Below are 25,260 nucleotides of genomic sequence, written 5' to 3'. Positions count from 1 at the left end.
TTAACAAAAAATTAAGATGATAACATGTAACATAATAGTAATTTCGACGTCACTTAAAAAACTAAAAATAACATAGATGAAAATTAGATTTTTTTCCGCTTTTACAATAGGAAGTTTGCTTTTAGCTAGTTGTGGTTCAACTAAAAATAATGTTAACGGTTTAGCAGTAAACTTGCCAATAGAGACTTCAATTAATTTATCTAATATTGAAAATGATAAAGCACCTGTGGTAATAAATCCAGGACGTTTCGCAGAAGAAACTGTAATTTATAGATTACCAAGAGTTGTTCAAGGAACCTATTCTGTTAGTGATTTTGGAAAGTATATAGATGATTTTAAGGCTTTAGATTATAACGGGGACGAAATGCCTGTAAGTAAAATTGATGTAAATTCTTGGACTATTACTAATGCTAAACAATTAGATAAAATAACGTATTTAGTTAACGATACGTTTGATATTGAAGAACAAGGTGGTATTGGAGAGGAGCAACCTTTTTCTCCAGCAGGAACCAATATTGAAGCCAATAATTACGTTTTAAATTTACACGGTTTTATAGGATATTTTGATTCTTTAAAAAACAATCAATATAAATTAGATATCACTGCGTCTTCAGAATTTGTGCGCACTTCAGCTTTACAAAATGTGAGTGAAAAAGCAGGTGAAGATGGAAAAAATATTACTACAAGTTATTTTGCACCCAGATATTTTGATATTACAGATAATCCAATGATGTACGGAGATTTGGAGGTTGAAGAATTTCAAGTTGGTGATATTAAAATTGTTTTAAGTGTGTTTTCTCCAAATAAAGTGCACTCAGCAAAATCTTTAAAAGAGACTGTATTAAAAATGATGCAAGCTCAAAAAAACTATTTAGGTGATATCAATTCTACACCTCGTTATGATATCTATTTGTATTTATCTGAAGGAAAAGAAGATTCTCCTAAAGGATTTGGTGCTTTAGAGCATCATACTTCTACAGTAGTAGTTTTGCCAGAATCAATGGATGAGGCGGCTTTAGCTGAAAGTATGATTGATGTTGTTTCGCATGAGTTTTTTCATATTGTTACGCCCTTAAGTGTACACTCTGAAGATGTACATTATTTTGATTACAACAACCCAACTTTTTCTAAGCATTTATGGATGTATGAAGGTGTTACTGAATATTTTGCTACGTTATTTCAAGTAGATGAAGATTTGGTTACTGAGGATGACTTCTTCAATAAAATCATGGATAAAATTCAGGGATCTAAGCGTTTAAATGATGCGATGAGTTTTACTATCATGAGCGAAAATGTTTTAAAAGCTCCTTACAAAGATCAATATTTAAATGTATACCAAAAGGGTGCTTTAATTGGCATGTGTATTGATATTTTAATGCGTGAAGAAAGTAATGGTAATAGAGGTATTTTATCCTTAATGAAAGAATTATCTAATAAGTACGGAAAAAATAAACCATTTGAAGATGATAAGTTAATTGATGAAATTACAGCTATGACTTTTCCATCTGTTGGAGAATTTTTAAATACCCATGTTGTAGGAGATATTCCAATAAGCTATAACGATTTTTTTGAAAAAGTAGGTTTAGAAATTAGCGAAGGTAAAGTTGAGACTAATTATATTTTAATGGGCGGAATGCCAATTGTTAGTGGTGACCCAGTTAAAGGAACAATTTTCTTTACTGATGCTGTATTAAATAATAGTTTTTGGGCTGATAACGGCGCACTACCAAACGATATTATAAAATCTATTGACGGTACAGATTTAACAATGCAAAACGCTAACCAAGTTTTACAGCAAGTTTTTAGTTGGAAGCCTGGAAAAGAAGTTGATGTTAAATTAGAAAGAAATGAAGAAGAAGTATTTATTAAAACAACTACAACTAAAACATTTACAAATGGTAAGGGTATTATGGAAAGAGAAGATGCTACAGATGCTCAAAAAGCTACACGAAATGCTTGGTTAAAGGGATAATATTTTATTATTAAAAGAAAAAAAGACTGGTAATATCCAGTCTTTTTTTTTGTAGTTTTTATTGAAATTATTCTTTAACATATTTTGCAGCTTTTCCTTTAGATAATGAGTTGTTTATAAACTCTCTAATATCTTCATTTGCTGTTTTTAAGTCATCTTTCCTCAAATACATCATATGTCCACTTCTATAACCTTTAAAGGTAAAGCGGTCTTTCATTTTGCCGCTTGGGTCTACTTGCCACATGGTATATTTTGCCGCAAAATAAGTAGTTGCACCATCATAATAACCAGACTGTATAAGTACTTTTAAATACGGGTTTTGAGCCATAGCCAATCGTAAGCCTTCACGCACTTCATTATTTCTATTATCCCATGGATGTACATCTCCAAATACATTGTATTTAACGTCTGTTTTAAAGTTGAGATGCTCTCTAATATAATAATTTATTGCTGGTGTAAAAGAATGCATCCATGAGGTTATCTCAGCATTAAAATCAGGGCTACTGCCTGCTTCAGTTTTATCTATTCCTAAATATCTCGAATCTAATCTTCCAATGGTTTGTCCAGTTTTATCGCGTAATAATTCCTTCCAAAAAAACGAGGTTGGTACATCTAAATTATATTGTAATATGGATTTTTCAGATAAACCAGAATAGTAGGCCATTTTTTTAGCGATTTCTAACTTTTCATTTTCTTGAATAAAACCACCTTTAGCAATGGCAGGCATCACATAATTTATGGTGTAATTTTCAACTTCTGGTAAAATTTCTAATAAATCTTTTTGTTGCAATTCTGAAGGTAATACTTGCTGATACCATGCAGCTGCAGTATAATAGGGTAGGTTTAATGCAGAATAAATAGGTTGTGATGTACTATATAATTTATAGTCTGCAGGAGAAACCATAATAACACCGTTTAAATACATCCATTGGTTATTTTGAAGCTCATTAGCTAACCCCATAACTCGAGTACCTCCATAGCTTTCTCCAATAATATATTTTGGAGATTCCCATCTACTTTTTCTAGACACAAAGGTGTTAATCCATTCAGCTAAATATTTAATGTCTGTATTAATTCCAAAAAATGTTTCACGTTTAGGTAATTTCCCTTCTTTATCTTCAATCATTCTAGAATATGCAGTATTTACAGGGTTAACATACACAATGTCAGCAACATCAATGATTGAGTGAGGGTTATTTTTTATGCCATAAGGTTGTATAGGATATCCTTCGTCATCAATATTTAGAACTACAGGCCCTGTGTAAGCTATGTGCATCCAAACAGATGCAGATCCAGGACCACCATTAAAAGAGATAACTAGAGGTCTATTTGCTCTATCTTTAATATTATCTCGCTCATAATAAGTGTAATATAAGCTTGCAATTGGTTCGTCTTTTTCATTCCAAACCGGTTGCATTCCAGTGGTAGCTGTATAGGCAAAACTTTCACCATTTATTGTAGTATTATGTTTTGTGATAACAGTTGTATCTATTGCTATTTTTCTTTTTTGCGAAAAAACGATTGCTGTACAAATTGAAAATAAAAAAGCTAAATAATATTTCATGGTTTAAATGTTAGTTTATAATTAATAAATATACTAAAAGAATCAATTAAAATCCTTCAAAAACTCCTAAACCAAATAAAGCAAAATCGTATTTAACAGGATCATTTTTATCCAATTTTCTTAAAGATGTATCCAATTCTAATAAAGCTTTGGCATCATTTTGTTTTCTTTTTAATAGCCCAAGTTTTCTGGCCACATTTCCAGAATGCACATCTAGTGGGCATGAAAGTATGGCAGGTGAGATATTTTTCCATAATCCAAAATCCACTCCAGAGTTATTATCTCTAACCATCCAACGTAAATACATGTTAATACGTTTAGCTGCTGAATTTTTTAATGGGTCGCTAATGTGTTTTTGAGTTCGTTGTAAATGATTAATTTCAAAAAAAATAGTCTTAAACTTCGAAATACTATTTTGAATTGAATTTGATTGTGCGTGTTTTGAAAACAAAGATTCTAACCCACCGTGAGATTTATAAATATGTTGAAGCGATTTTATAAACTGTATACAATCGGTGCCATTAAATGTTCTATGAACGAAAGGCTCTAATTTTTCTAAATCAGTATCTTGATGATTTAAAACAAAATCATAAGGTGCATAATCAAGTAAATTTATTAGTTTTTTTGCATTATTGATAATACTTTTTCGGTTTCCCCAAGAAATGGTAGCTGTTAAAAATCCAGAAATTTCTATATCTTCTTTTAAAGAAAATAAATGGGGTATTTGAATAGGGTCTGAATTTATAAATTTAACGTTGTTATATTGCTCAACTTTACTATCTAGAAATTCTTTTAATTCGGATGATTTTAATTTATTTACCAATTGTAGCGTTTTCTAAACAAAGGTAATAAGTGGAAATTAATTAAAATAAGTGTTTTTAAAATCTATTCTATTCTAATATAATTTTCAGACAAAATACGATCTCCGTTTTCGTCAAGTTCAATTTGATAGTAGGTTTTATTACCAATAATCAATTCGAAGTTAAACGCATTATTTTTTTCAATCGCTTTATTCATAGAATTTGAACCATAAACTATAGTTTCAGTTAGTAAATTATCTGTAATCTTATAATCGCCATATCCAAACCAATCTGTAGAATCTAGTCTATTCAATCGACTCCACATAACTTTTGTTGCTGTGTAAATTTTTATTTGTTTATAATTATCGCTACTCATAAATGAGTCTACAACTTTATTATCCTGATAATTGTAATAACCTACCATTTGCCAAACACCTTCAATACTTTTTATGTTTTCAATATTATCAGTTGATGTTAAAGAGGTTTTTATTTTATCATTTTTACAAGAAACAATAAAAATAGCCGATAAACAGGTGGAGTAGAATAATTTCATAATTAGAAAGTTTAGTTGTGGTTTAGTTCTACCTAATTTACAAAAAAAATATAACATCTTAATAGCCAGTTAAATAATATTTTTTTTGAAATCTTAGTTTTAAGATTTAATATTTCCATCAACCATTGTTAGTTTTCTGTCTGCCATATTTGCTAGTTCTTCATTATGGGTAACAATAATGAAAGTTTGTCCAAACTGATTACGTAATTTTAAAAATAGGTTATGTAAATTTTCAGCCGATTCACTATCAAGATTTCCAGATGGCTCATCGGCAAAAATTAAATCTGGATTATTTACAAGAGCTCTGGCTACAGCAACTCGTTGCTGTTCTCCACCAGAAAGTTCGTTTGGTTTGTGATTATATCTGTTTGTTAAACCTAAAAAATCTAATAATTCTTTAGCGCGTTTTTCTGCATCTGTTTTTTTTGTGCCTTTTATAAAAGCTGGCAAGCACACATTTTCCAAAGCTGTAAATTCTGGAAGTAATTGATGAAACTGAAATATAAATCCTATATGTTCATTTCTAAACTTTGCTAATGCTTTATCATTAAGATTATTCATATCTGTTTCGTTTATTAACAATTGGAAATCATCTTTTTGGGAAGCTTTATCTAGAGTTCCAAGTATTTGTAAAAGGGTTGTTTTACCTGCGCCAGAGGCTCCAACTATAGAAACAATTTCGCCTTTTTTAATGTTAATATTTACACCTTTTAAAACTTGTAAATTGCCGTAATTTTTATAAATATTTTTTGCTTGAATCATCTTTAATAAATAATGTTGTGAATTTAACACTTATAGTTATGTCGAACAATTTTAAAATCATTAAAAATAATAACTTATCAGATAAAAATTTTGAATATTAAAATATTAAAGTAACAAGTGATGTTAATATTAGATATGATAATATTATTAATGGTTTGGTTGAGTGAGGTTTTGTTAAAAACCTTTGTAGTGGATATAAAGCGACTCGGTTTTTAACTCTAGTTTATAATAAAGACCCCTTCTGAAATATGGAAAGGCGCTATGTTTAAAGAATCATATAAAGAAATGGTTATTGTAAAAGATATCGAGCTATATTCACCTTATAAACATTATATTTTAATTTTTTTGGATTAGTACACATAACAAACATACAGAATGGTTTCATCGTTGAGCTCAGTAAATTGTCAAGAATTGTTGATGATTTTTTAAGACGCCACTAATTTTAAGTACGTTTAAACACAAATTTAAGAACCTATTAATGTTAAGTTAAAACTCCAGTTGTAAACGTAGATATTTATATAAATCATAACTGTATCATGATACATGGTTTATAAAGACAAAACTCTATTATAACTACCTCAGGGTTTAGAGGGAAGTTTTAAAAAAATGAAACATAGGAATGAATTTTTTTAAAACTTATTGAGAAATAGTTTTTTGGTATGTTTTTTGACTTAAAGTTTTTTAATTTAGATTAAATGAATAAATACAAAAAATTAGTAATAGGCATTATTTTCGATGCTATTGGGTATGTTTCTTTTTTAATTCCGGGTATTGGGGAATTTTCAGATATCTTTTGGGCACCTTTATCTGGTTGGCTAATGATGAAGCTTTACAAAGGAAAATCAGGAAAAATAGCTGGAATAATTACATTTGTTGAAGAGGCACTTCCAGGTTTTGATGTCATTCCAACGTTTACCTTAATGTGGCTTTACACCTATGTGTTTAAAAAAGAAAAATAAATATTATTCACCATAAACTTGACCTCTGTGAGGTTTTAAAGCGTCTCTTATAGGTTTCATAATGGTTTCATCAACCACTAAAAAAGCGATTGCATGAGTTTCATTTAAATTTTCCACACCTGTTATAGAAATATTTAAACGCTCTAACTTCACATATTCTTTTAAGTGAATTTCATGATGTTCAGCAATTTTGCTAGAATTTGGTCCATAAAAATCCCAAATTAATTTAAGTTTTCGCATGTATACTTTTTAAATTTTTACTATTATGATAATAACTTAAAAACAATAGGCAAAAGTAAGGATTAAAAGAATAATTATTGCTTTCTTTAAACGTTTTAAAACAACTTGTAAAATAGCTATATATTAGTATTTTTGTATCTGTTTAATTAAATATTTCAAAAATTACCCATAACAAATATGGAGCTTAAAAAAATTAAATAATGCATTCAAAATTAACTAGTAAAACAGTAAAACCAATGAACTTAAGAAATTTAATCATTTTTTTCATAACAATATTATCCTTAAAATCTAATTGCCAAGTAAAAGAGGTTCTTTTTACTGTTGGTAGTGATTCAGTTTTTGCTTCAGAATTTATTAGAGTTTATAATAAAAATTTAGATTTAGTTCAAGATGAGTCTCAAAAAGATGTAGATGAGTATTTAAAGCTTTTCACTAATTATAAATTAAAACTCATAGAAGCAAGGGCTTTAGATTTGGATAAAAACCCTTTATATCTAAGGGAACTTTCTAATTACAAAAAACAACTTGCCTCCAGTTTTATGAAAGATAGTAAAGTGACAGATGCTTTAGTTGAAGAAGCTTATGAACGAATATCTTACGATATAAATGCTAATCATATTCTAGTTAAGGTTGACGAGGATGCCAATCCTGAAGATACTTTAATAGCTTATAATAAAATATTGAAATTTAGAGATAGAGCCTCAAATGAAGGTTTTGAGAAAGTTAGAAGTGAAGTGCATAACGGACAAACTATTTTTGGTGAAAAATTAGGTTATTTTTCTGGTTTTAAAATGGTTTACAAATTTGAAAATGTTGCTTTTAATACTCAAGTTGGAGGCATATCAATGCCTTTTAGAACTCGTTTTGGTTACCATATTGTTAATGTTTTAGACAAACGTTTATCTAGAGGGGAACGTACTGTAGCTCATATTATGTTAATTAATAAAGAAGGTGATTCGCTTGCTGAAAAACCTGAAGTAAAAATTCAAGAGATTTATAAAAAAATTACTCAGGGTGAAGATTTTGAATCATTAGCTAAACAATTTTCTGATGATATAAATTCGGCTCCTAAAGGAGGTATGTTAACCCCTTTTTCTGGTGGTCAATTAAATGTTCAAGAATTTGAAGACATTGCTTTTGGATTAGAAAATGAAGGGGATGTTTCTATGCCTTTTAAAACAAATTACGGTTGGCATATTGTTAAATTATATAATAAAAAGCCAATAGCAGATTTTGAAGCTATTAAAACAGAATTAATAGAGAAAGTAAAACGTGACGATAGATCTAAATTAATCGATGATGCTTTAGTAACTAAGTTAAGAAAGCTTTATAAAATTAATAAAGAGCAACCAGCATTAAAATATTTTGAATCTATTTTTAATGATGATTATTTTAAAAGAACTTGGAAGTTACCTTCCGATTTTACGAGTGAAGAAATATTATTAAAAATAGGTAAAAAACAATATTCATTTTTGAATTTTGGAGAGTATCTTGAAAAAACCCAGCGTAGTCCAATTCAAAAAGGCTCTTACAGTTTTATAATCTCTAATAAATACGAGTCTTTTTTAAATGAAAAATTAGTTGAGTATCATGAAGATAATTTAGAAGATGAAAATGAAGATTTTGCCAACATAGTTCAGGAGTACAGAGATGGTTTATTGCTTTTTGAACTTATGGAATCTACTATTTGGAATGCTTCTAAAACAGATTCAATCGGTATTCAAGAATATTATAATAATCATATGACCGAATACGTTTCTCCTAAAACTATAGATGCCGTAGTAGCATCTTCTGCAAAACAGAAAACTATCAAAAAAGTTTCGAAGTTGTTAGATCAAGGCATGGATTTAGATCAAATAAAATCACTTGTAAATAGTAATGATAATATTGAAGTTATATTTACTCAAGGTATGATTGAAGAAAATCATCAATCAATTCCAGAAGGTTTTGATTTTAAAGAAGGCATATCTAAAATTTACAATCACAATAACGCATATGTTGCAGTTTTAGTAAAAACAATAATTCCTGAAACCCTAAAAACTTTTGATGAAGCTAAAGGTTCAGTTATAAGTGATTATCAAACTCAAAAAGAAGAAAATTGGATTAAGCAACTAAAAGAGAAATATAAAATAATTATTAATCAAGATGTTTTATCACATGTTAAAACTCAAATTAAAAATTAATAGTGCGCTTTAAATTTCCCATATTAATTTTAATACTTTTAGCTACATCTTGTGATTTTTTTAAAAAATTAGACGATCGAATTCCAATAGCTAGAGTTAACGAATCGTATTTGTATATAGACGATATTAAAGATTTAGTTCAAGAAGGTGCTTCAAAAGAAGATAGTACTCTCTTAGTTCAAAATTTTATAAATCGATGGGCAACACAACAATTATTCGTTGATGGCGCAATTTTGAATTTAAGTTATGGTAAGCAACAAGCTTTTGATAAATTGGTAGTTCAGTATAAAAACGATTTATATTCCAAAGCTTATATTGAAGCTTTGGTTAAAAGAAATATCAATACAGAAGTTAACAACGACGAAGCAGCTGTTTATTACAACAATAATAAAGATATTTTTAAACTGAATGAAGAGTTGTTAAAATTTAGATACATTCATGTTGATGAAAATATCATTGATTATAATAAAATTCAAGAACAATTTAAACGCTATAATCCAAAGGATAAAAAGATATTAGATTCTATTTCAATACAATTTAAATCATACTCTTTTAACGATTCTATTTGGATAAAATTAAGCCAAGTTATTGATAAAATTCCAGCGGTTACTCCCGAAAACAAAAATCAACTGTTAAAAAAATCTAATTTTGTACAACTCAAAGATTCATTAGGAGTATATTTGATGCAAATTAATGATGTATTATTGCGAAATGATACAGCACCGCTTGAATTTGTGAAACCAACTATCGATCAAATAGTTATTAACAAACGTAAGCTAGAACTCATTAGAGAATTAGAAAAAGATATTACTAAAGATGCGATTAAAAATAAACAATTTGAAATCTATAATTAATTTAGAACACTCAGCAATTATATTCTCAACATTAATTTCTTTGAATGTTTTGACTGCACAAGAAATCATTGAAGATAAAGTAAAAGAAGAAGTTGCTAAAAAAGTAGATACCACTAAAACTAAAAACGCCATAAAAGTTGATGGAGTAGCAGCTGTAGTGGGAGATTATATTGTTTTAGAATCAGATGTTTCAAAAGAAAGACTTCAATTAGAAGCTGGCGGATACGACACTAAAGATATTTCCGATTGTGAGTTGTTTGGGAAATTATTAGAGAATAAGTTATATGCACATCATGCAATTCAAGATAGTATTCCAGTTTCTGATGCAGAAATTAGATCGCAAGTAGATTATACAACTGAACAATTTTTACAACAGGTAAATGGTTCTATGGAGCGTCTTTTAGAATTTTATAAAAAGGAAGATGAAAAAAGTTTCAGAGATGATATGTTTGAAATTATTAAAGCTAATCAGTTAGCTCAAAAAATGCAAACTAAAATTGTTGAAGAAGTTGAAATAACACCAGAAGAGGTTAGGACTTTTTACAATAAAATACCTAAAGAAGAAAGACCTACATTTGGAACAGAACTTAAAGTAGCTCAAATTGTTACAGAACCTAAAGTATCTGAACAAGAAAAACAAAAAATAGTAGATAGATTAAAACAATTTAAAGCTGATATTATTGAAAACGGTGCTAACTTCCGTTCTAAAGCTTTATTGTATTCTGATGATCCGGGTTCTGCAAGTAAAGGTGGTAAACTTCCACCTTTAAATAGGAAAAAGCCTCAAATGATTAAAGAATTTAGACAAGTTGCTTTTTCACTACAAGAAGGCGAGATTTCTGATCCCTTTGAAACCATGTTTGGTTTTCATATTATATACTTAGAAAAAATCAGAGGTCAAGAATATGATGTAGCTCATATTTTATTAAGACCTAAAGTATCAAATGAAGCAGTTATTGAGGCTAAAGAAAGGTTAGAGAAAGTAAGAGAAAAAATAGTAAATGGTGATTTAACATTTGCAGAAGCTGCAAGGGAAGTTAGTGATGAGAAAGAAACAAAATATGATGGAGGTCAATTAATAAATCCAACTACACAAGATTATAACTTCGAGTTAACAAGAATGGATCCAGAGTTATATTCTCAAATTCAAAACTTAAAAGATGGTGAAGTTAGTTTAGTTTTAAGTGAAGAAGATAGAATGGGTAATACTAAATTTAAAATTTTAACTGTAACCGATAGAATAGATGAGCATGAGGCAGATTATGCTCGTGATTTTTTAAAAATTAAACAACTTGCCGAAGAGGAAAAGAAAATTAGAGAAATTGAAAAGTGGCAAGAGGTAAAAATATTAGATACTTATATAAAAATTAGTGGAGAACACAGAGATTGTGAGTTTTCAAGTAACTGGTTAAAAAAGTAAACTTATGTCTGATGTAGCTGCTCTAGAACAATTTGTAAAACAATACAAGGATTTAAAAACCGAAATAGCTAAAGTTATTATTGGACAAGATGAGGTGATAAATCAAATTTTAATATCCATTTTTTCTGGAGGACACTCCTTACTTATAGGAGTTCCAGGTTTAGCAAAAACATTAATGGTTAATACCATTGCCCAGGCTTTAGGTTTAGATTTTAAACGTATCCAATTTACGCCAGATTTAATGCCTAGTGATATTTTGGGTAGTGAGATTTTAGATGAAGACCGGCATTTTAAATTTATAAAAGGTCCTATTTTTTCTAATATTATATTAGCTGACGAAATTAATAGAACCCCCCCCAAAACACAAGCGGCATTATTAGAAGCTATGCAGGAAAGAGCCGTAACAGTTGCTGGTCATCATTACAAATTAAGTTTACCTTATTTTGTTTTAGCTACTCAAAACCCTATTGAACAAGAAGGTACATACCCTTTACCTGAAGCACAATTAGATCGTTTTATGTTTGCTATAAATTTAGATTACCCAACGTTTGAAGAAGAAGTTCTGGTTGTTAAATCTACTACTACAGATACTCAGGTTAAAGTAAAGGCATTGTTATCAGATCAACAAATCATAGATTTTCAAAATTTGATTCGTAGAATTCCAATTGCAGATAACGTTATTGAGTATGCCGTAACGATGGTTGGTAAAACCAGACCAAATTCTCAAACTGCACCTGATTTAGTTAATAAATATATTGATTGGGGTGCAGGTCCAAGAGCTTCACAGAATTTAATATTAGCTGCTAAAACACATGCTGCAATTAATGGGAAGTTCTCTCCAGATATTGAAAATGTTCAAGCTGTTGCTAACAGTATTTTACGTCATCGTATTATAAAAAATTATAAAGCTGAAGCTGAAGGAATATTTGAAGAACAAATTATTAAAAGTTTATTTTAAATTTTCTATTAGCTTAGTTAACAAATTATAGTTTTTCCCATTTTATTTTTAAAAATAAATAAATGATTTTAATTTATAATAGCACTATAATAATTTAATAAATAAGGATAGTATAATAAAGGCTTTATTTAATAACTTTATATTATTTTCGTAATTTTGTATTACTTTTTTTAAAAACCAAATTTAAAATATTTTTTATGGCATTTGACATCGATATGATAAAAGGTGTTTACACTAAAATGGCTGAGCGTGTTGACAAAGCACGGGGTATTGTAGGTAAACCATTAACACTTTCAGAAAAGATTTTATATTCTCATCTTTGGGACGGTAATCCAACAAAAGCATTTGTAAGAGGTAGAGATTATGTGGATTTTGCACCAGATAGAATTGCATGTCAAGATGCTACTGCACAAATGGCTTTATTACAATTTATGCAAGCAGGAAAGAGTAAAGTTGCTGTACCTACAACGGTGCATTGTGATCACTTAATTCAAGCAAAAGAAGGAGCAAAAGCAGATTTAAAACATGCAAACTCCGTAAGTAGCGAAGTGTTTAACTTTTTAGAATCGGTTTCAAATAAATATGGAATAGGTTTCTGGGAACCAGGAGCTGGTATTATTCACCAAGTAGTATTAGAAAATTATGCATTCCCTGGAGGCATGATGATAGGAACAGATTCTCATACAGTTAATGCTGGTGGATTAGGAATGATAGCAATTGGTGTAGGGGGTGCAGATGCTGTTGATGTAATGGCTGGTATGGCTTGGGAGCTTAAGTTTCCTAAATTAATTGGGGTAAGATTAACTGGAAAATTATCTGGTTGGACAGCGCCAAAAGATGTTATTTTAAAAGTAGCAGAAATTTTAACTGTTAAAGGTGGAACTGGAGCAGTTGTTGAATATTTCGGTCCAGGAGCAACTTCAATGTCATGTACAGGAAAAGGAACTATCTGTAATATGGGAGCTGAAATTGGAGCTACAACTTCTACTTTTGGTTATGATGAATCTATGGAACGTTATCTACGTTCAACAGATAGAGCGGATGTTGCTGATGCAGCAAATGCTATAAAAGAGTATTTAACAGCTGATGCTGAAGTATATGCAAATCCAGAGCAATATTTTGATCAAGTTATTGATATCAACCTTTCAGAATTAGGACCTTTATTAAACGGCCCTTTTACTCCAGATTTATCTTCATCAGTTGGAAAAGATATTAATGAGAAAGCTACAATTAATGACTGGCCGCTTGCTGTTGAGTGGGGGTTAATTGGTTCTTGTACAAATTCATCTTACGAAGATTTATCTCGTGCTTCTTCCATAGCACAACAAGCTCTAGATAAAGGTGTTAAAATGAAAGCAGAATTAGGAATTAATCCTGGTTCTGAACAAGTTAGATATACTGCTGAAAGAGATGGTATTCTTCAAGTTTTTAAAAAACTTGATGCTAAGATATTCACAAATGCTTGTGGGCCCTGTATTGGGCAATGGGCACGTTATAGTGATCCAAAAAATGCACCAAAAAATAGTATTGTACATTCTTTTAACAGAAACTTTGCTAAACGTGCTGATGGTAATCCAAATACACATGCATTTGTAGCCTCTCCTGAGATTACTGCGGCTATTGCAATTGCTGGTAGATTAGATTTTAATCCAATAACTGATAAACTTATTAACGAAAATGGTGAAGAAGTTATGTTTGATGAGCCAACAGGATGGGAATTACCTCCTAAAGGTTTTGCTGTAGAGAATAATGGGTATTTAGCGCCAGAAGCAGACGGAAGTCATGTACAAGTTAAAGTAGCTAGTGATTCTGAAAGATTACAACTTTTAACTCCATTTGAGCCTATTGGGAATTCTATTACTGGAGCAAAATTATTAATTAAGGCTTTTGGAAAATGTACGACAGATCATATTTCTATGGCTGGACCTTGGTTACGTTTTAGAGGTCATCTAGATAATATTGCAAATAACACATTAATAGGTGCCGTAAATGCTTTTAATGATAAAACAAACTTTGTTAAAAACCAATTAACAGGTGAATATGGTGGAGTTCCAGATGTTCAACGTGAGTACAAAAAAGCGGATGTCAAAACCATAGTGGTTGGAGATCATAACTACGGTGAAGGGTCTTCTAGAGAACACGCTGCCATGCAACCACGTCATTTAGGAGTTGCTGCGGTTATAGTAAAATCTTTTGCACGTATTCATGAAACAAACCTTAAAAAGCAAGGAATGTTAGGTTTAACTTTTGCAAATGAAAGTGATTACGATTTAATTCAAGAAAATGATACATTTAACTTTTTAGATTTAAATGAATTCACTCCTAATAAACAACTAACTTTGGAAGTTGTTCACGCTGATGGATTAAAAAATGTTATTAAATTAAATCATACATATAACGATGCTCAAATTGAGTGGTTCAATGCAGGTTCTGCTTTAAACTTAATTAAAATTCAAAATGCATCATAACTTATAATATTTAGAATATTAAAAATCCAGCATTATCGCTGGATTTTTTGTTTCAAAGGATTAAATAAAACTTCATTAGTTGTATTTTTACAAAAACATTATTAATGAATTCAAGAGAAAATCAGTTAAAAGCATTTGATAGATTATTAACCATTATGGATGAGTTGCGTGCACAATGCCCATGGGATAAAAAGCAAACGATGGAAACTCTTCGTCATCTCACCATTGAAGAAACATATGAGTTAGGTGATGCCATACTAGATAACGATTTAGATGAAGTTAAAAATGAATTAGGTGATGTTTTACTTCATATTGTTTTCTATTCTAAAATAGGAAGTGAAACTAACGATTTTGATATTGCTGATGTTTGTAATAGTATTTGTGAAAAACTAATAAGCAGACACCCTCATATTTATGGAGATGTAAAAGTTGATAATGAAGATGATGTAAAACGTAATTGGGAAAACCTAAAACTACAAGAAGGTAAAACTAGCGTTTTAGAAGGTGTGCCAAATAGTTTGCCAGCATTAGTAAAAGCCAACAGAATTCAAGAAAAAGTTGCAGGAGTTGGATTTGATTGGGAAGAACCTATTCAAGTATGGGAAAAAGTAGAGGAGGAGCTAAAGGAGTTTAAAACTGAGGTAGTTTCTGGTGATAAAGATAAAATGGAAAGCGAATTTGGAGACGTTATGTTCTCTATGGTAAATTATGCAAGGTTTTTAAATATCAATCCAGAAAATGCTTTAGAACGTACTAATAAAAAATTTGCCAAGCGATTTCAATATCTAGAGACTAAAGCTAAAAATTTGAACAAACCTTTAAAAGAAATGACATTGAAAGAAATGGATGTATTTTGGGAAGAAGCCAAGAAATTATAATCACCTAATAGCTTATTCTATCTTAAACAACGGATAGATTTAAATAATTAGCTGTTATTCATTTTATTTATAGCAACAAACTAATTAAATGAAAAAAAAATATAAATATCTATATATTATTTTTTTTCTTGTTTCAGTACATGGATGGGCTCAAAATATTGCTCCAACATTAACAGCTACAGGTAATCAAGCTTATTGCCCTAATAGTCAAATTAGAATAGTTACAGATTTTAATATTGTCGATCCAGATGATACGGTTATTGAAGCTCTATATGTTCAAATTTCAACTGGTTATGTTCAGGGACAAGATGTTTTAATATTAACCGGGTCTCATCCTGCTATTTCAACTTCTTGGAGTCCAAACGAAGGTAGGCTATCATTGTTTGGTAATGGTTCACCTTTTGTTAGTTATACAAATTTGATAGCGGCAATTAAAGATGTAGTTTTTCAAAGCACGAGTAATAATCCAATAAATAAAGGTTTTTCAATAACTATAGGTGATGCTAATTATTTACCATTAACCGATCATTATTATGAATATGTTCCAAATTTAGGGATTACTTGGACATTAGCGAGAGCAGCTGCTGCTAGCAGGACATATTTTGGATTACAAGGATATTTAGCGACTATTACCTCTGCTGAAGAAGCTCAATTATCGGGAGAACAAGCTGCAGGTGCAGGTTGGATTGGAGGAAGTGATGCTGAAATTGAAGGTGTTTGGAAATGGGTGACTGGACCTGAAACTGGAATTGTTTTTTGGAATGGTTTAAGCAACGGATCAACACCCAATTATGCTAATTGGAATATTGGAGAACCTAATCAATTTGGAGATGAAGATTTTGCACATATAACAGATCCATCTATAGGAAATAGAGGAGCATGGAATGATTTACCTAATACTGGAAATACAAGTGGGCCATATCAACCTAAAGGTTATATAGTTGAATATGGAGGCACACCAGGAGACCCTATTATAAACATTTCTGCTAGTTCTAGTATTTTTACAGTTTCTATAATTGATACCAAGCCAGCCTCTGTTTGTGGTAGTGGTAGTTTGATTTTAGAAGCCACAGCATCTCAAGGTGATGTATTGTGGTTTGATTCCTTTGGAGAAACAACACCTATATTTACTGGAACAGTTTTTACAACACCAAATATCAATACATCAAGAACTTATTATGTTTTAGCTTCAGTAAATGGTTGTGTTCAAGGAGTAAGAGTTCCTGTAGTAGCTTCGGTTTTACCTATACCAATTGTTAATACTGTTTCAGATAATTTAGTTTGTAATTCAGGATCTGGTTCATTATCGGCAACAGCTTCCGCAGGAACCATAAATTGGTATGATAGTGCTGTAGGTGGTAATTTGATTTTTACAGGAAATACGTTTATCACGCCTGTTTTAAATAACACAACAGTTTATTATGTAAGTGCTACTGCGAATGGTTGTACAACAGCAAACCGAACACCAGTTACCTTAACAGTCCAAAAAACACCGTTACCAACAGCTAGTCTCGATCAAGAATTTTGTGATTTTGAGCAAGCTACGGTATCAAATTTATCAGCAACTGGAAATGCATTGTTATGGTATATAACAAGTTCAGGCGGAATCCCTGTAAATAGTTCAGATTTATTAACTACAAGAATTTATTATGTTTCGCAAACAATAAATGGTTGTGAAACTTTAAATAGACTACCTGTAAAGGTAACTGTTCACGAAACTGTGGTTTTACTAAACATGGATAGTATACCTAATTTACAGTTATGTGACTCCTTGTTAGATGGTGACGATACAAATGGTTTAGCTACTTTTAATTTAACTTCAAATGAAAGTATTTTACTAAACGGAAAAAATACTTCAGATTTTTCATTTAATTATTTCACTGATTCCACGTACTCTAATCAAATTTCAAACCCTAGTACGTTTGCTAATACTGTTTCTGGAGGTCAAACTATTTATGTTAGAATTGAAAATAACAACGATAACTCATGTTTTACCGATACAACATTTAATTTAATTGTAAATGAATTACCAATAATTTCAAATTCAATTATATTCAAAAATTGTGATGAAGATGGTAATTCAGATGGTTTTGCTGATTTTAATTTAAATGAAATAGATGATGTTATTACTAACAATAATGCTGCTGGGTTTACAATAAGCTATTATTTATCTGAAAATGATGCTAATTCAACAGATAACGAAATACCTTCAATATTTAATAATCAAATAGCTGGTTCAGTGTATGCTCGAGTAGAAAATGCCACTGGATGTTATAGAGTTTCAACCATAAATTTGCAAGTGTCAACTACATCTTTTACTCAAGGATTCCTTCAAGAATTAGATTCCTGTGATGATGATGATATAATTGATGGTTTTCAAGTTTTTGATTTGACTCAAGCTTCAGCATTATTTTTAACTCAATTCCCAACGGGACAGAATTTAAGTGTGCATTATTATGAGAATTTGAGTGATGCCCAATTGGAACAAAATGAAATACTTCAACCAGAAAATTATATTAATAATACCTCTTTTTCACAGATAATGTATGTTCGGGTTGAAAGTGAAGATAATGGTGAGTGTTTTGGAATTGGACCTCATTTGCTTTTAACGGTTCATCCAAGGCCAGAATTTGAAGTGGATAATTCTGAAATATACTGTTTAGATAATAATCCAATAATACTTTCAACATTCAATCCATTTGGGAATTATACTTACGAGTGGAAAAATGCGAAGGGAGATGTTATTAGTAATTTACAATTTGCCGAGGTTGTTTTAGGAGGATCTTATTCAGTAATTGCTACTTCTAGTTTTGGTTGTGAATCTTTTCCAATCACATTCTCTGTAGTTGAATCAGTAATTGCACAAATTGATTTAGATGATATTACTATTATTGAACTTTCTGATAATAATAGCATAACCATAAATAATGAAAACAATAATTTGGGAATTGGAGATTATGAGTTCTCTTTAGATAATATTAATGGACCTTATCGTAATCAACCTTTTTTTGATAGGGTAGGTGCAGGTTCTCACATTATTTATGTAAGAGATAAAAATGGTTGTGGAATCCAATCATTAGAGGTTTTTATTCTGGGATTTCCTAAATTTTTCACTCCTAATGGCGATGGTAGCAATGATATTTGGCAAATTAAAGGTTTGGGAGAAACATTCACCAATGACTCAAAAGTGACTGTTTTTAATAGATATGGCAAACTAATTAAACAGTTAAATGCAAAAAATGGAACTTGGGATGGTACATTTAATGGTCAAGAATTACCCGTTTCTGATTATTGGTTTGTTGCAGAGTTAGTTGAAACTACAGGAAATATTATAACCTATAAAGGGCATTTCAGTTTAATTAGATAACTGCCAACTAATATAAATCTATTATTTTATTTAGTTTATTTTCCCAAAGTTTTAAAGTCTCTCTATGTGCCTTTATGTTATTATGGACTTCTTTAACTAAAGGATTATCTTCTTCAACGTTAGTAAAAAACTGTAAATTATTTTCTAATTGATTAATTTGACTTTTTACTTCACTTATTTTTTTACTAATAAAAACACGTTCATTATCTAAATCTCTTGAATCATCTCCTGCATTTAAAGTCTCAAGTTTATTTTCAAACTTAATCATTTCAACTTCATTTTTATCCATTTTTAATCCAGTCAACAGATTATCTATAGTTTTTTGGAATTTGCCCTCGATATAACGTTTATCGTTAGGAACTTTTCCAATTGCTTGCCAATCACTAATGTAATTTTTTATAGTTTCAATATTTTTTTCTTTTGATTCTTTGAGTTTTAAATCTCCGAGAATATTTAAAAGCTCATTTTTTTTATTGTAAGCTTCCATGAATTCTTTATTTGCAGCATTTCTACTAGCATGTATTTTATCAAAATATTGGTTACAAGCAGTTTTAAAACGTTTCCAAATTTTATCACTATCTTTTCTAGGAACATGGCCTATTTTCTTCCAGTCGCTTTGAATTTTTTTCATCAAAGCAGTTGTTACCTCAAAATCATCATTATCTTTATTATCTTCTGCTATTTTTATTAAGTCCAACTTTTTTTTAAGATTTGAGTATTGTTCTTTTTTGAGGTCTTTATAAAAAGCATTTTTTTGTCTATTAAATTTCCTTACAACTTCTTTAAACTTAGCCCAAGTTTCTTCACTAACTTTTAAAGGTACTTTTCCTGCGTTAAAAAAAGCTTCTCTTAAGTTTTCAATATCTTTTATTTTATTTTGCAAACCACCATGAGATTTGTTTTCTTGAGAAGCAATAGCATCCATTTTAGATATTATATTAAGTTTAATTTCTAAGTTTTTTTCGTAAACTTTATCGATCTGCTGATAATAAACTTGTCTCTTATCGTTTATTGTTTTAGTGGCTTTTTTAAAACGGTTCCAAATTTCTTCCCTGTGCTCTTTTCCAACAGGACCAAGTTCTTCTTTCCACATTTTATGTAATTCTTGCAGCTCTCTAAAAGCTCGCATCACATCATCATCTTTTGCAAGTTCTTCAGCACGCTCGATGATTAATATTTTTTTTTCTAAATTATGTTTAAAATCTAAGTCGCGTAAATCTCTATTTAGATGTAAAAAATCATAAAATATTTCAACATGATGGTGGTAACTATTCCATGCATTATTGTATTTGTCTCTCGGAATTGGGCCTGTATTTCTCCACCGTTCTTGTAACTCTTTGAAGTGTTTATAGGTTGTGTTTATGTTTTCTTCAACGTTAATTAATCCTTTTAGTTCTTCAATTATCTCAAGTTTATCAGAGAGGTTTTGTTTTAAGTTTTTTTCAAGACTTTGAAAATGGTCATTTAGTTTTTTTCTAAATTGGTTATAAGCATCTTTAAATCTTTTTTGAATAGGAGACGCGTAATAAAAATCTATTTCATTACCACCTTCATTAAGGAAATCCTCCTTTTTCTCATCAAGTAAAGCTTGAAATTTAGTTTTAAATTCTGAGTTAATACTATTAACATGAGATTTTATTGCTTGAACTTTTTCTGTATTAACTAGTTTTTCTAATTCAATAGTTAATGCTTCCAAAGACATCGTATCGTAAGCCTTTACTTCAATTTTATGCCTGTCTTTATTGCCTTCGTCTTCAGCGTCCTCTGCATTAGATTCTTCAATTTCATTTATAAGATCATCATTTTCATCAACTGTCTCAACTTGAGTTGAGGTTTCATTAATTTGTTGATTTTCATTTAATTCTAATGAATTTTCGCTTGAATTATTTTCATTAATTCCTTCTGCTTCAGATAATTTATTAGTGTCAGACATTTTAAAAATGTTAAGGTTCATAAAATACTATAGACTTTAAAGATACTAACAAGTAAAGTATTTACAAAGTCTTAAAAAAGGTTTTATTATAAATCCCAAATTGCCCAAGCTTTTTCAGCTTGTAATTTTAGCATGTTTAAACCATTTATAATAGTAGCTTGATTTTGCTTTCCAAATTTTAAAAACATGGTTTCCTCAGGATTATAAATTAAATCGAATAGGATATGCTTATTATTAATGGCGTTGTATGGGATATTGGGATATTCATCAACTTTTGGAAATGTCCCTAATGGCGTGCAATTAATAATGATTTGATGATTTTTAATATCGCTTTCAGTCAGTGTCTCATATGAGTAATCGACACCTTCAGTCAGTTTTCTTGAGACATATTTATATGAAATATTAAGTTCTTTTAAACTATAAGCTATCGCTTTACTGGCTCCACCTGTACCTAAAATTAACGCTTGTTTATGATTCGATTTTAAATAGGCTTGTAGCGATTTTTTAAAACCAAAACAATCAGTATTATAACCAATAAGTTTACCTTTTTTATTTATTCTAATTGTATTTACTGCACCAATAGCTTTAGCTTTTTTATTTATTTTATCTAAAAAAGGCATAACAGCTTCCTTATAGGGTATAGTTACATTTAAGCCTTTTAAATTTTCAGTATTTTTTATAATAGAGGGAAACAAATTGATACTCTCAATATCAAAATTCTCATAAGTAGTATCAGAAATATCTTCCTCTTTAAATTTATTTTTAAAATAAGCTCTCGAAAATGAGTAAGAAATATTTTTTCCTAAAAGACCTAATTTATTCATTTTACTTTTCTTGTTTTTTGTCCGTACAACTCTAATGCTAAAACAATCCCAATTCCAAGGAAAATATAAGCGATGGCATAATAAGTTTCTGTATTTAATTTTGGCATAAATCGTTCATAGTTTTCAACGATTTTTGTTCCTGTTGAATCTAAAAGAAAAACACCATCACTATTTAATTTATAAATTGTTTTTTTCCATGGCCAAACTACGCCTAAAGAACCTACTATAAATCCAATTATAGCTGAAAGTGTAATGTTTTTATGATTTTTGAGTATATAACTAAGTATATGTGAAAAAGTTACTAACCCAGTTACTGAGCCTAAGGTGAAAACAACTAAAATCTTAAGCATTTTAATACGTTGATTATTATTTATAAAGCTAAAATCACCACTTATAACATCCGTTAAGGTATCATATAATGCATTTACAGAATCTACTAAAAGTAAAACATAATTACCCAACAGAATAAGAATAAAAGATCCAGAAAAACCAGGTAATGTCATGCCTGAAACACTAATTATCCCACAAAAAAACACAAACCATAAATTATCATTTCCTTTAGCAGGATTTAAAAAACTAATGCTGACCCCTATGATTATTCCAATAAAAAGTGATGTGTAAGTTTTGTAGTTCCAATCTCTAAAATCTTTGTTGATATAATAAATCGAGCCAATAATCATCCCGAAAAAAACACTCCAAACATACAGTTCATAATGTTTAATTAGATAATCCAGAATTTTTGAGATACTGAAATAACTAACAATTATTCCAAAAAATAATAAGCCTAAAAACTTCCCATTTATGTAACGATAAAAGCTTTTAAAACGACCATTAAAAAGCAATTTAAAAGCCTTTTTATTAACTTTTTTTAGCGAATATATAAACTCTTCATAAAAACCAGCAACAAAAGCAACAACACCACCAGAAATACCAGGCACTTTGTTGGCAGCACCCATACCTAAGCCTTTTAAGATTAGAAAAATTTTATCTGTAAGTGTTCTAGTACTTTCCATTACTGTTTTTTAGCCCCTATTTTTTCAAGTATAAAGATTGTTATAAATCCTAAAAGCATTAAAATTAAAGCGAATATTATTTGATTATCACCATCAAAATTAAATGGAGAAACACTTTCTTCTAATAATGGACTTTTTAAGCCTTTTGAATTTGTGTGCCATGTTATTGTTTCTTTCCATGGCCATACTTTGTTTAATGAACCAAAAATAAATCCTGATAATAAGGCTAAAGTAATATTGTGATAATGCTTAAACAGCCATTTTAATACGTGACTAAAACTTAGTAATCCTATTATAGCACCCGTTGTGAAAATGGCTATTTTCTTAAAATCAAAATCATGAATAGCATCACTTAAAGTTTTGTATGCTCCTAAAACAATTAATATAAACGAACCAGATATGCCAGGTAAAATCATAGCGCAAATGGCTATAGCTCCAGCCAAAAATAAAAACCAAGGATTTTCATTAGCAACTGCGGATGGTAATTTGCTTATGTAAAAAGCAGCCAAAGCTCCTAAAATCAAAGTTAAAATTGTTGCTATATTCCATTTAGTAATTTGTTTACCTATAAAATAGATGCTTGCTATGATAAGTCCAAAGAAGAATGACCAAATCAAAACGGGATGGTATTCCATTAAATACTTAGCTATTCTCATGAAAGAAATAAAACTTATAATGATTCCGCTTAAAAGGGCAATAATAAAATTGCCATTAAGTTTTTCCCAAAAAATTTTAAATCCTTCATTAAAAAGTGTTTTAAATAGTGATGCATTTACATTGCTAATAGTATTTATTAACTCTTCATAAATACCAGAAACAAATGCAATTGTTCCCCCAGATACACCGGGTACAGCATCTGCAGCTCCCATTGCAATCCCTTTTAATGAAATAATTAGGTAGTCGAATAATCGTCTTTGCATAGTTTGATTTTTTTAACAAAACCAAATATATGTATTTTAATAAGACGTTTACTTATGGATTTGTCTTTAGTAAGTTTTTTACGAATATTTTATTTGCTACTTCTGGAAAAAGTTCTTCAATTATAAATGCATATTCTTCGTTTTGTTTTTTAGCATTTTTTAAGTGAAAAGTTCCTTTGTCATTCTCATTTAATAGGAAGTATAAACCAGCCAAACGATATTCTATTTCTGCATTTTCAGGATAAAATTCAACAGCTTGCTCAAAGTTGTAAATTGCTGCCGCAGTTTCTCCTAATTTTATTAATAAATCGCCACGAGATAACCAAGTATTTATCTCATAATTACCAAGTTCTAATGTTTTTTTAAAACCACGTTCTGCTTCTTCGTAAAAATTTAATCTGTAATTTATTTGAGAATATAATTTCCAATATTGTACATTTTCAGAATCTATATTTATAGCTTTATTTATAAAATATAATGCTTTTTGATAGTTTCTTTTTTTGTTATAAAATTTAGTAATAGCAATCCAACCTTTATCTAATAAAGGATCTTCGTGAACCGTTCTTTCATAAAATTGAATAGTTAAATCATCATTCTTTAATTTTTCATGACAATTTCCAATTCTCAATAATGCAAACGATGTTGGTTCATCAAGTTGTAATGTTATGGTATAATTTTCAATAGCTTCGTTGTATTTTTTTAGTTTTTCTAAAACTTTACCACGCTCTAAATATGCTCCAACAAATGTATCATCAGAAATAATTGCAAAATCATAAGCCGTCAAAGCTTTTTTATAATCCTTTAATGCAAAATATTGTTTACCTAATTGGTGCCATGCAACTTCGCAATATGGATTATTATCTAAAAATAGATTCAAATACGAAATAGCATCTTCATGCTGATTTAAAAACTCAAAGCAATAAATAATGTTATACAGTGCAGAATAGTCATCAAAATCTTCTTCTAGGCATTTCATAAAATATTCTTTAGCATTTTCAAATTCATCAATAAATAAATATTCCATACCTATTAATGAATAAATATCTACAACGTCATCGGTTAGTTCTAAAGCTTTTTTCAGAACATCAATTGCTTTTAAATGTTCGTCTTTTTTAGAGTAAATATTAGCCTTTTGAATATAAATCTCTTCATTCATAGGGTCTAAACTATACAATTCATTTAATAGTGTATCAGCCTCGATTAGTTTGTCTTCAAAAATAAAAACTTCTACTTTAAATAATCTTAAATTGATTGAAGCAGGATGTTGATTTAATCCTAGTTTTATTGCTTTTTTTGCTAAAGCAATTTTACCTTGATTTAAGTAATGATGAATGATGTTTTCAAATTCTTCTGAATCGAAGAATAAAACATGGTTAGTTTTTAGCATCGATTCAAACTTAGTGAGAGGTAAGTTGTTGTTATCATCATGACTAAACTCCATATGCACGTTAGTTAAGTTCTACTCAAATAAATGTAAGTTTCTATTCTATTTTTTACAGTCTAAATAGATAAATGTTTTTAACAAAGTAATGAACACTTAGAGTTATACTACTTATAGCAATATTTTAAACACTGATTTTTAGAAAGTTAAA

Annotated in this window: 19 protein-coding genes; 9 read left to right on the top strand and 10 right to left on the bottom strand. The window is 29.7% G+C overall.

Annotation, left to right across the window (positions count from 1 at the left end):
* The first annotated feature begins 76 nt into the window (after positions 1–76).
* Positions 77–1,972 carry a M61 family metallopeptidase gene (locus tag AC1XJX_RS09020; RefSeq protein ID WP_482003649.1) on the top strand — a complete coding sequence of 632 codons (1,896 nt, stop codon included), beginning with the start codon at positions 77–79 and terminating at the stop codon, positions 1,970–1,972.
* Between the two features lie 67 nt (positions 1,973–2,039).
* Here the strand turns inward: AC1XJX_RS09020 and AC1XJX_RS09015 are convergent, their stop codons facing one another.
* The 4 genes from AC1XJX_RS09015 to AC1XJX_RS09000 all read right to left on the bottom strand — a co-directional run bounded on the left by AC1XJX_RS09015 (position 2,040) and on the right by AC1XJX_RS09000 (position 5,651).
* Positions 2,040–3,536: a S10 family peptidase gene (locus AC1XJX_RS09015; protein WP_482003648.1), complete on the bottom strand. Its 1,497-nt coding sequence runs from the start codon at positions 3,534–3,536 to the stop codon at positions 2,040–2,042.
* A 46-nt stretch (positions 3,537–3,582) separates the two neighbouring features.
* On the bottom strand, positions 3,583–4,359 hold the full coding sequence (locus AC1XJX_RS09010) for a TIGR02757 family protein (RefSeq protein WP_482003647.1): 777 nt from the start codon (positions 4,357–4,359) through the stop codon (positions 3,583–3,585).
* Positions 4,360–4,421: 62 nt separating this feature from the next.
* Positions 4,422–4,889 carry a hypothetical protein gene (locus tag AC1XJX_RS09005; RefSeq protein WP_482003646.1) on the bottom strand — a complete coding sequence of 156 codons (468 nt, stop codon included), beginning with the start codon at positions 4,887–4,889 and terminating at the stop codon, positions 4,422–4,424.
* Between the two features lie 99 nt (positions 4,890–4,988).
* Complete coding sequence (locus tag AC1XJX_RS09000) at positions 4,989–5,651, bottom strand: ABC transporter ATP-binding protein (protein ID WP_482003645.1); 663 nt, start codon at positions 5,649–5,651, stop codon at positions 4,989–4,991.
* Between the two features lie 695 nt (positions 5,652–6,346).
* Between AC1XJX_RS09000 and AC1XJX_RS08995 the strand changes: the two genes are divergently transcribed.
* On the top strand, positions 6,347–6,610 hold the full coding sequence (locus tag AC1XJX_RS08995) for a hypothetical protein (protein ID WP_482003644.1): 264 nt from the start codon (positions 6,347–6,349) through the stop codon (positions 6,608–6,610).
* 3 nt (positions 6,611–6,613) lie between these two features.
* Here AC1XJX_RS08995 and AC1XJX_RS08990 read toward each other — a convergent pair whose 3' ends face one another.
* Positions 6,614–6,850 (bottom strand): hypothetical protein, encoded by a 237-nt coding sequence (locus AC1XJX_RS08990; protein ID WP_482003643.1) that lies wholly within the window; start codon positions 6,848–6,850, stop codon positions 6,614–6,616.
* Positions 6,851–7,050: 200 nt separating this feature from the next.
* On the opposite strand from AC1XJX_RS08990, the gene AC1XJX_RS08985 reads away from it, so the two are divergent.
* From AC1XJX_RS08985 to AC1XJX_RS08955, 7 genes are all read left to right on the top strand, one after another.
* A complete protein-coding gene (locus tag AC1XJX_RS08985) occupies positions 7,051–9,033 on the top strand; it encodes a peptidylprolyl isomerase (RefSeq protein ID WP_482003642.1) in 1,983 nt (660 codons plus the stop codon).
* 2 nt (positions 9,034–9,035) lie between these two features.
* Positions 9,036–9,887 (top strand): peptidyl-prolyl cis-trans isomerase, encoded by an 852-nt coding sequence (locus tag AC1XJX_RS08980; RefSeq protein ID WP_482003641.1) that lies wholly within the window; start codon positions 9,036–9,038, stop codon positions 9,885–9,887.
* Positions 9,850–11,307 (top strand): peptidylprolyl isomerase, encoded by a 1,458-nt coding sequence (locus AC1XJX_RS08975; protein WP_482003640.1) that lies wholly within the window; start codon positions 9,850–9,852, stop codon positions 11,305–11,307. Before AC1XJX_RS08980 ends, AC1XJX_RS08975 begins: the two co-directional genes overlap by 38 nt.
* 4 nt (positions 11,308–11,311) lie before the next feature.
* On the top strand, positions 11,312–12,265 hold the full coding sequence (locus AC1XJX_RS08970; protein ID WP_482003639.1) for an AAA family ATPase: 954 nt from the start codon (positions 11,312–11,314) through the stop codon (positions 12,263–12,265).
* A gap of 197 nt (positions 12,266–12,462) precedes the next feature.
* Positions 12,463–14,733 carry an aconitate hydratase gene (locus AC1XJX_RS08965; RefSeq protein WP_482003638.1) on the top strand — a complete coding sequence of 757 codons (2,271 nt, stop codon included), beginning with the start codon at positions 12,463–12,465 and terminating at the stop codon, positions 14,731–14,733.
* A 104-nt stretch (positions 14,734–14,837) separates the two neighbouring features.
* Positions 14,838–15,611: a nucleoside triphosphate pyrophosphohydrolase gene (mazG, locus tag AC1XJX_RS08960; RefSeq protein ID WP_482003637.1), complete on the top strand. Its 774-nt coding sequence runs from the start codon at positions 14,838–14,840 to the stop codon at positions 15,609–15,611.
* 88 nt (positions 15,612–15,699) lie between these two features.
* Positions 15,700–18,978: an Ig-like domain-containing protein gene (locus AC1XJX_RS08955; RefSeq protein WP_482003636.1), complete on the top strand. Its 3,279-nt coding sequence runs from the start codon at positions 15,700–15,702 to the stop codon at positions 18,976–18,978.
* Positions 18,979–18,985: 7 nt separating this feature from the next.
* Here the strand turns inward: AC1XJX_RS08955 and AC1XJX_RS08950 are convergent, their stop codons facing one another.
* The 5 genes from AC1XJX_RS08950 to AC1XJX_RS08930 form a co-directional block, all read right to left on the bottom strand.
* On the bottom strand, positions 18,986–20,911 hold the full coding sequence (locus tag AC1XJX_RS08950; RefSeq protein ID WP_482003635.1) for a DUF349 domain-containing protein: 1,926 nt from the start codon (positions 20,909–20,911) through the stop codon (positions 18,986–18,988).
* 86 nt (positions 20,912–20,997) lie between these two features.
* Complete coding sequence (locus tag AC1XJX_RS08945) at positions 20,998–21,735, bottom strand: shikimate dehydrogenase family protein (protein ID WP_482003634.1); 738 nt, start codon at positions 21,733–21,735, stop codon at positions 20,998–21,000.
* Complete coding sequence (locus tag AC1XJX_RS08940; RefSeq protein ID WP_482003633.1) at positions 21,732–22,748, bottom strand: DUF368 domain-containing protein; 1,017 nt, start codon at positions 22,746–22,748, stop codon at positions 21,732–21,734. The genes AC1XJX_RS08945 and AC1XJX_RS08940 overlap by 4 nt, the downstream gene beginning before the upstream one ends.
* Complete coding sequence (locus tag AC1XJX_RS08935; protein WP_482003632.1) at positions 22,748–23,668, bottom strand: polyprenyl-phosphate transporter; 921 nt, start codon at positions 23,666–23,668, stop codon at positions 22,748–22,750. The genes AC1XJX_RS08940 and AC1XJX_RS08935 overlap by 1 nt, the downstream gene beginning before the upstream one ends.
* A 52-nt stretch (positions 23,669–23,720) precedes the next feature.
* Positions 23,721–25,109 (bottom strand): tetratricopeptide repeat protein, encoded by a 1,389-nt coding sequence (locus AC1XJX_RS08930; RefSeq protein ID WP_482003631.1) that lies wholly within the window; start codon positions 25,107–25,109, stop codon positions 23,721–23,723.
* Positions 25,110–25,260: the final 151 nt, after the last annotated feature.

This window comes from Flaviramulus sp., from assembly GCF_982512915.1.
The sequence above is the reverse complement of the archived record's forward strand: the minus strand, read 5'-3'. Positions and strand labels throughout refer to the sequence as shown.

Bases quoted from the DNA above. Each gene is read 5' to 3' on its own strand.
- AC1XJX_RS09020 (WP_482003649.1), top strand. From the start codon at position 77: ATGAAAATTAGATTTTTTTCCGCTTTTACAATAGGAAGTTTGCTTTTA.
- AC1XJX_RS09015 (WP_482003648.1), bottom strand. From the start codon at position 3,536: ATGAAATATTATTTAGCTTTTTTATTTTCAATTTGTACAGCAATCGTT.
- AC1XJX_RS09005 (WP_482003646.1), bottom strand. From the start codon at position 4,889: ATGAAATTATTCTACTCCACCTGTTTATCGGCTATTTTTATTGTTTCT.
- AC1XJX_RS09000 (WP_482003645.1), bottom strand. From the start codon at position 5,651: ATGATTCAAGCAAAAAATATTTATAAAAATTACGGCAATTTACAAGTT.
- AC1XJX_RS08995 (WP_482003644.1), top strand. From the start codon at position 6,347: ATGAATAAATACAAAAAATTAGTAATAGGCATTATTTTCGATGCTATT.
- AC1XJX_RS08990 (WP_482003643.1), bottom strand. From the start codon at position 6,850: ATGCGAAAACTTAAATTAATTTGGGATTTTTATGGACCAAATTCTAGC.
- AC1XJX_RS08985 (WP_482003642.1), top strand. From the start codon at position 7,051: ATGCATTCAAAATTAACTAGTAAAACAGTAAAACCAATGAACTTAAGA.
- AC1XJX_RS08975 (WP_482003640.1), top strand. From the start codon at position 9,850: ATGCGATTAAAAATAAACAATTTGAAATCTATAATTAATTTAGAACAC.
- AC1XJX_RS08970 (WP_482003639.1), top strand. From the start codon at position 11,312: ATGTCTGATGTAGCTGCTCTAGAACAATTTGTAAAACAATACAAGGAT.
- AC1XJX_RS08965 (WP_482003638.1), top strand. From the start codon at position 12,463: ATGGCATTTGACATCGATATGATAAAAGGTGTTTACACTAAAATGGCT.
- mazG (WP_482003637.1), top strand. From the start codon at position 14,838: ATGAATTCAAGAGAAAATCAGTTAAAAGCATTTGATAGATTATTAACC.
- AC1XJX_RS08955 (WP_482003636.1), top strand. From the start codon at position 15,700: ATGAAAAAAAAATATAAATATCTATATATTATTTTTTTTCTTGTTTCA.
- AC1XJX_RS08950 (WP_482003635.1), bottom strand. From the start codon at position 20,911: ATGTCTGACACTAATAAATTATCTGAAGCAGAAGGAATTAATGAAAAT.
- AC1XJX_RS08945 (WP_482003634.1), bottom strand. From the start codon at position 21,735: ATGAATAAATTAGGTCTTTTAGGAAAAAATATTTCTTACTCATTTTCG.
- AC1XJX_RS08940 (WP_482003633.1), bottom strand. From the start codon at position 22,748: ATGGAAAGTACTAGAACACTTACAGATAAAATTTTTCTAATCTTAAAA.
- AC1XJX_RS08935 (WP_482003632.1), bottom strand. From the start codon at position 23,668: ATGCAAAGACGATTATTCGACTACCTAATTATTTCATTAAAAGGGATT.
- AC1XJX_RS08930 (WP_482003631.1), bottom strand. From the start codon at position 25,109: ATGGAGTTTAGTCATGATGATAACAACAACTTACCTCTCACTAAGTTT.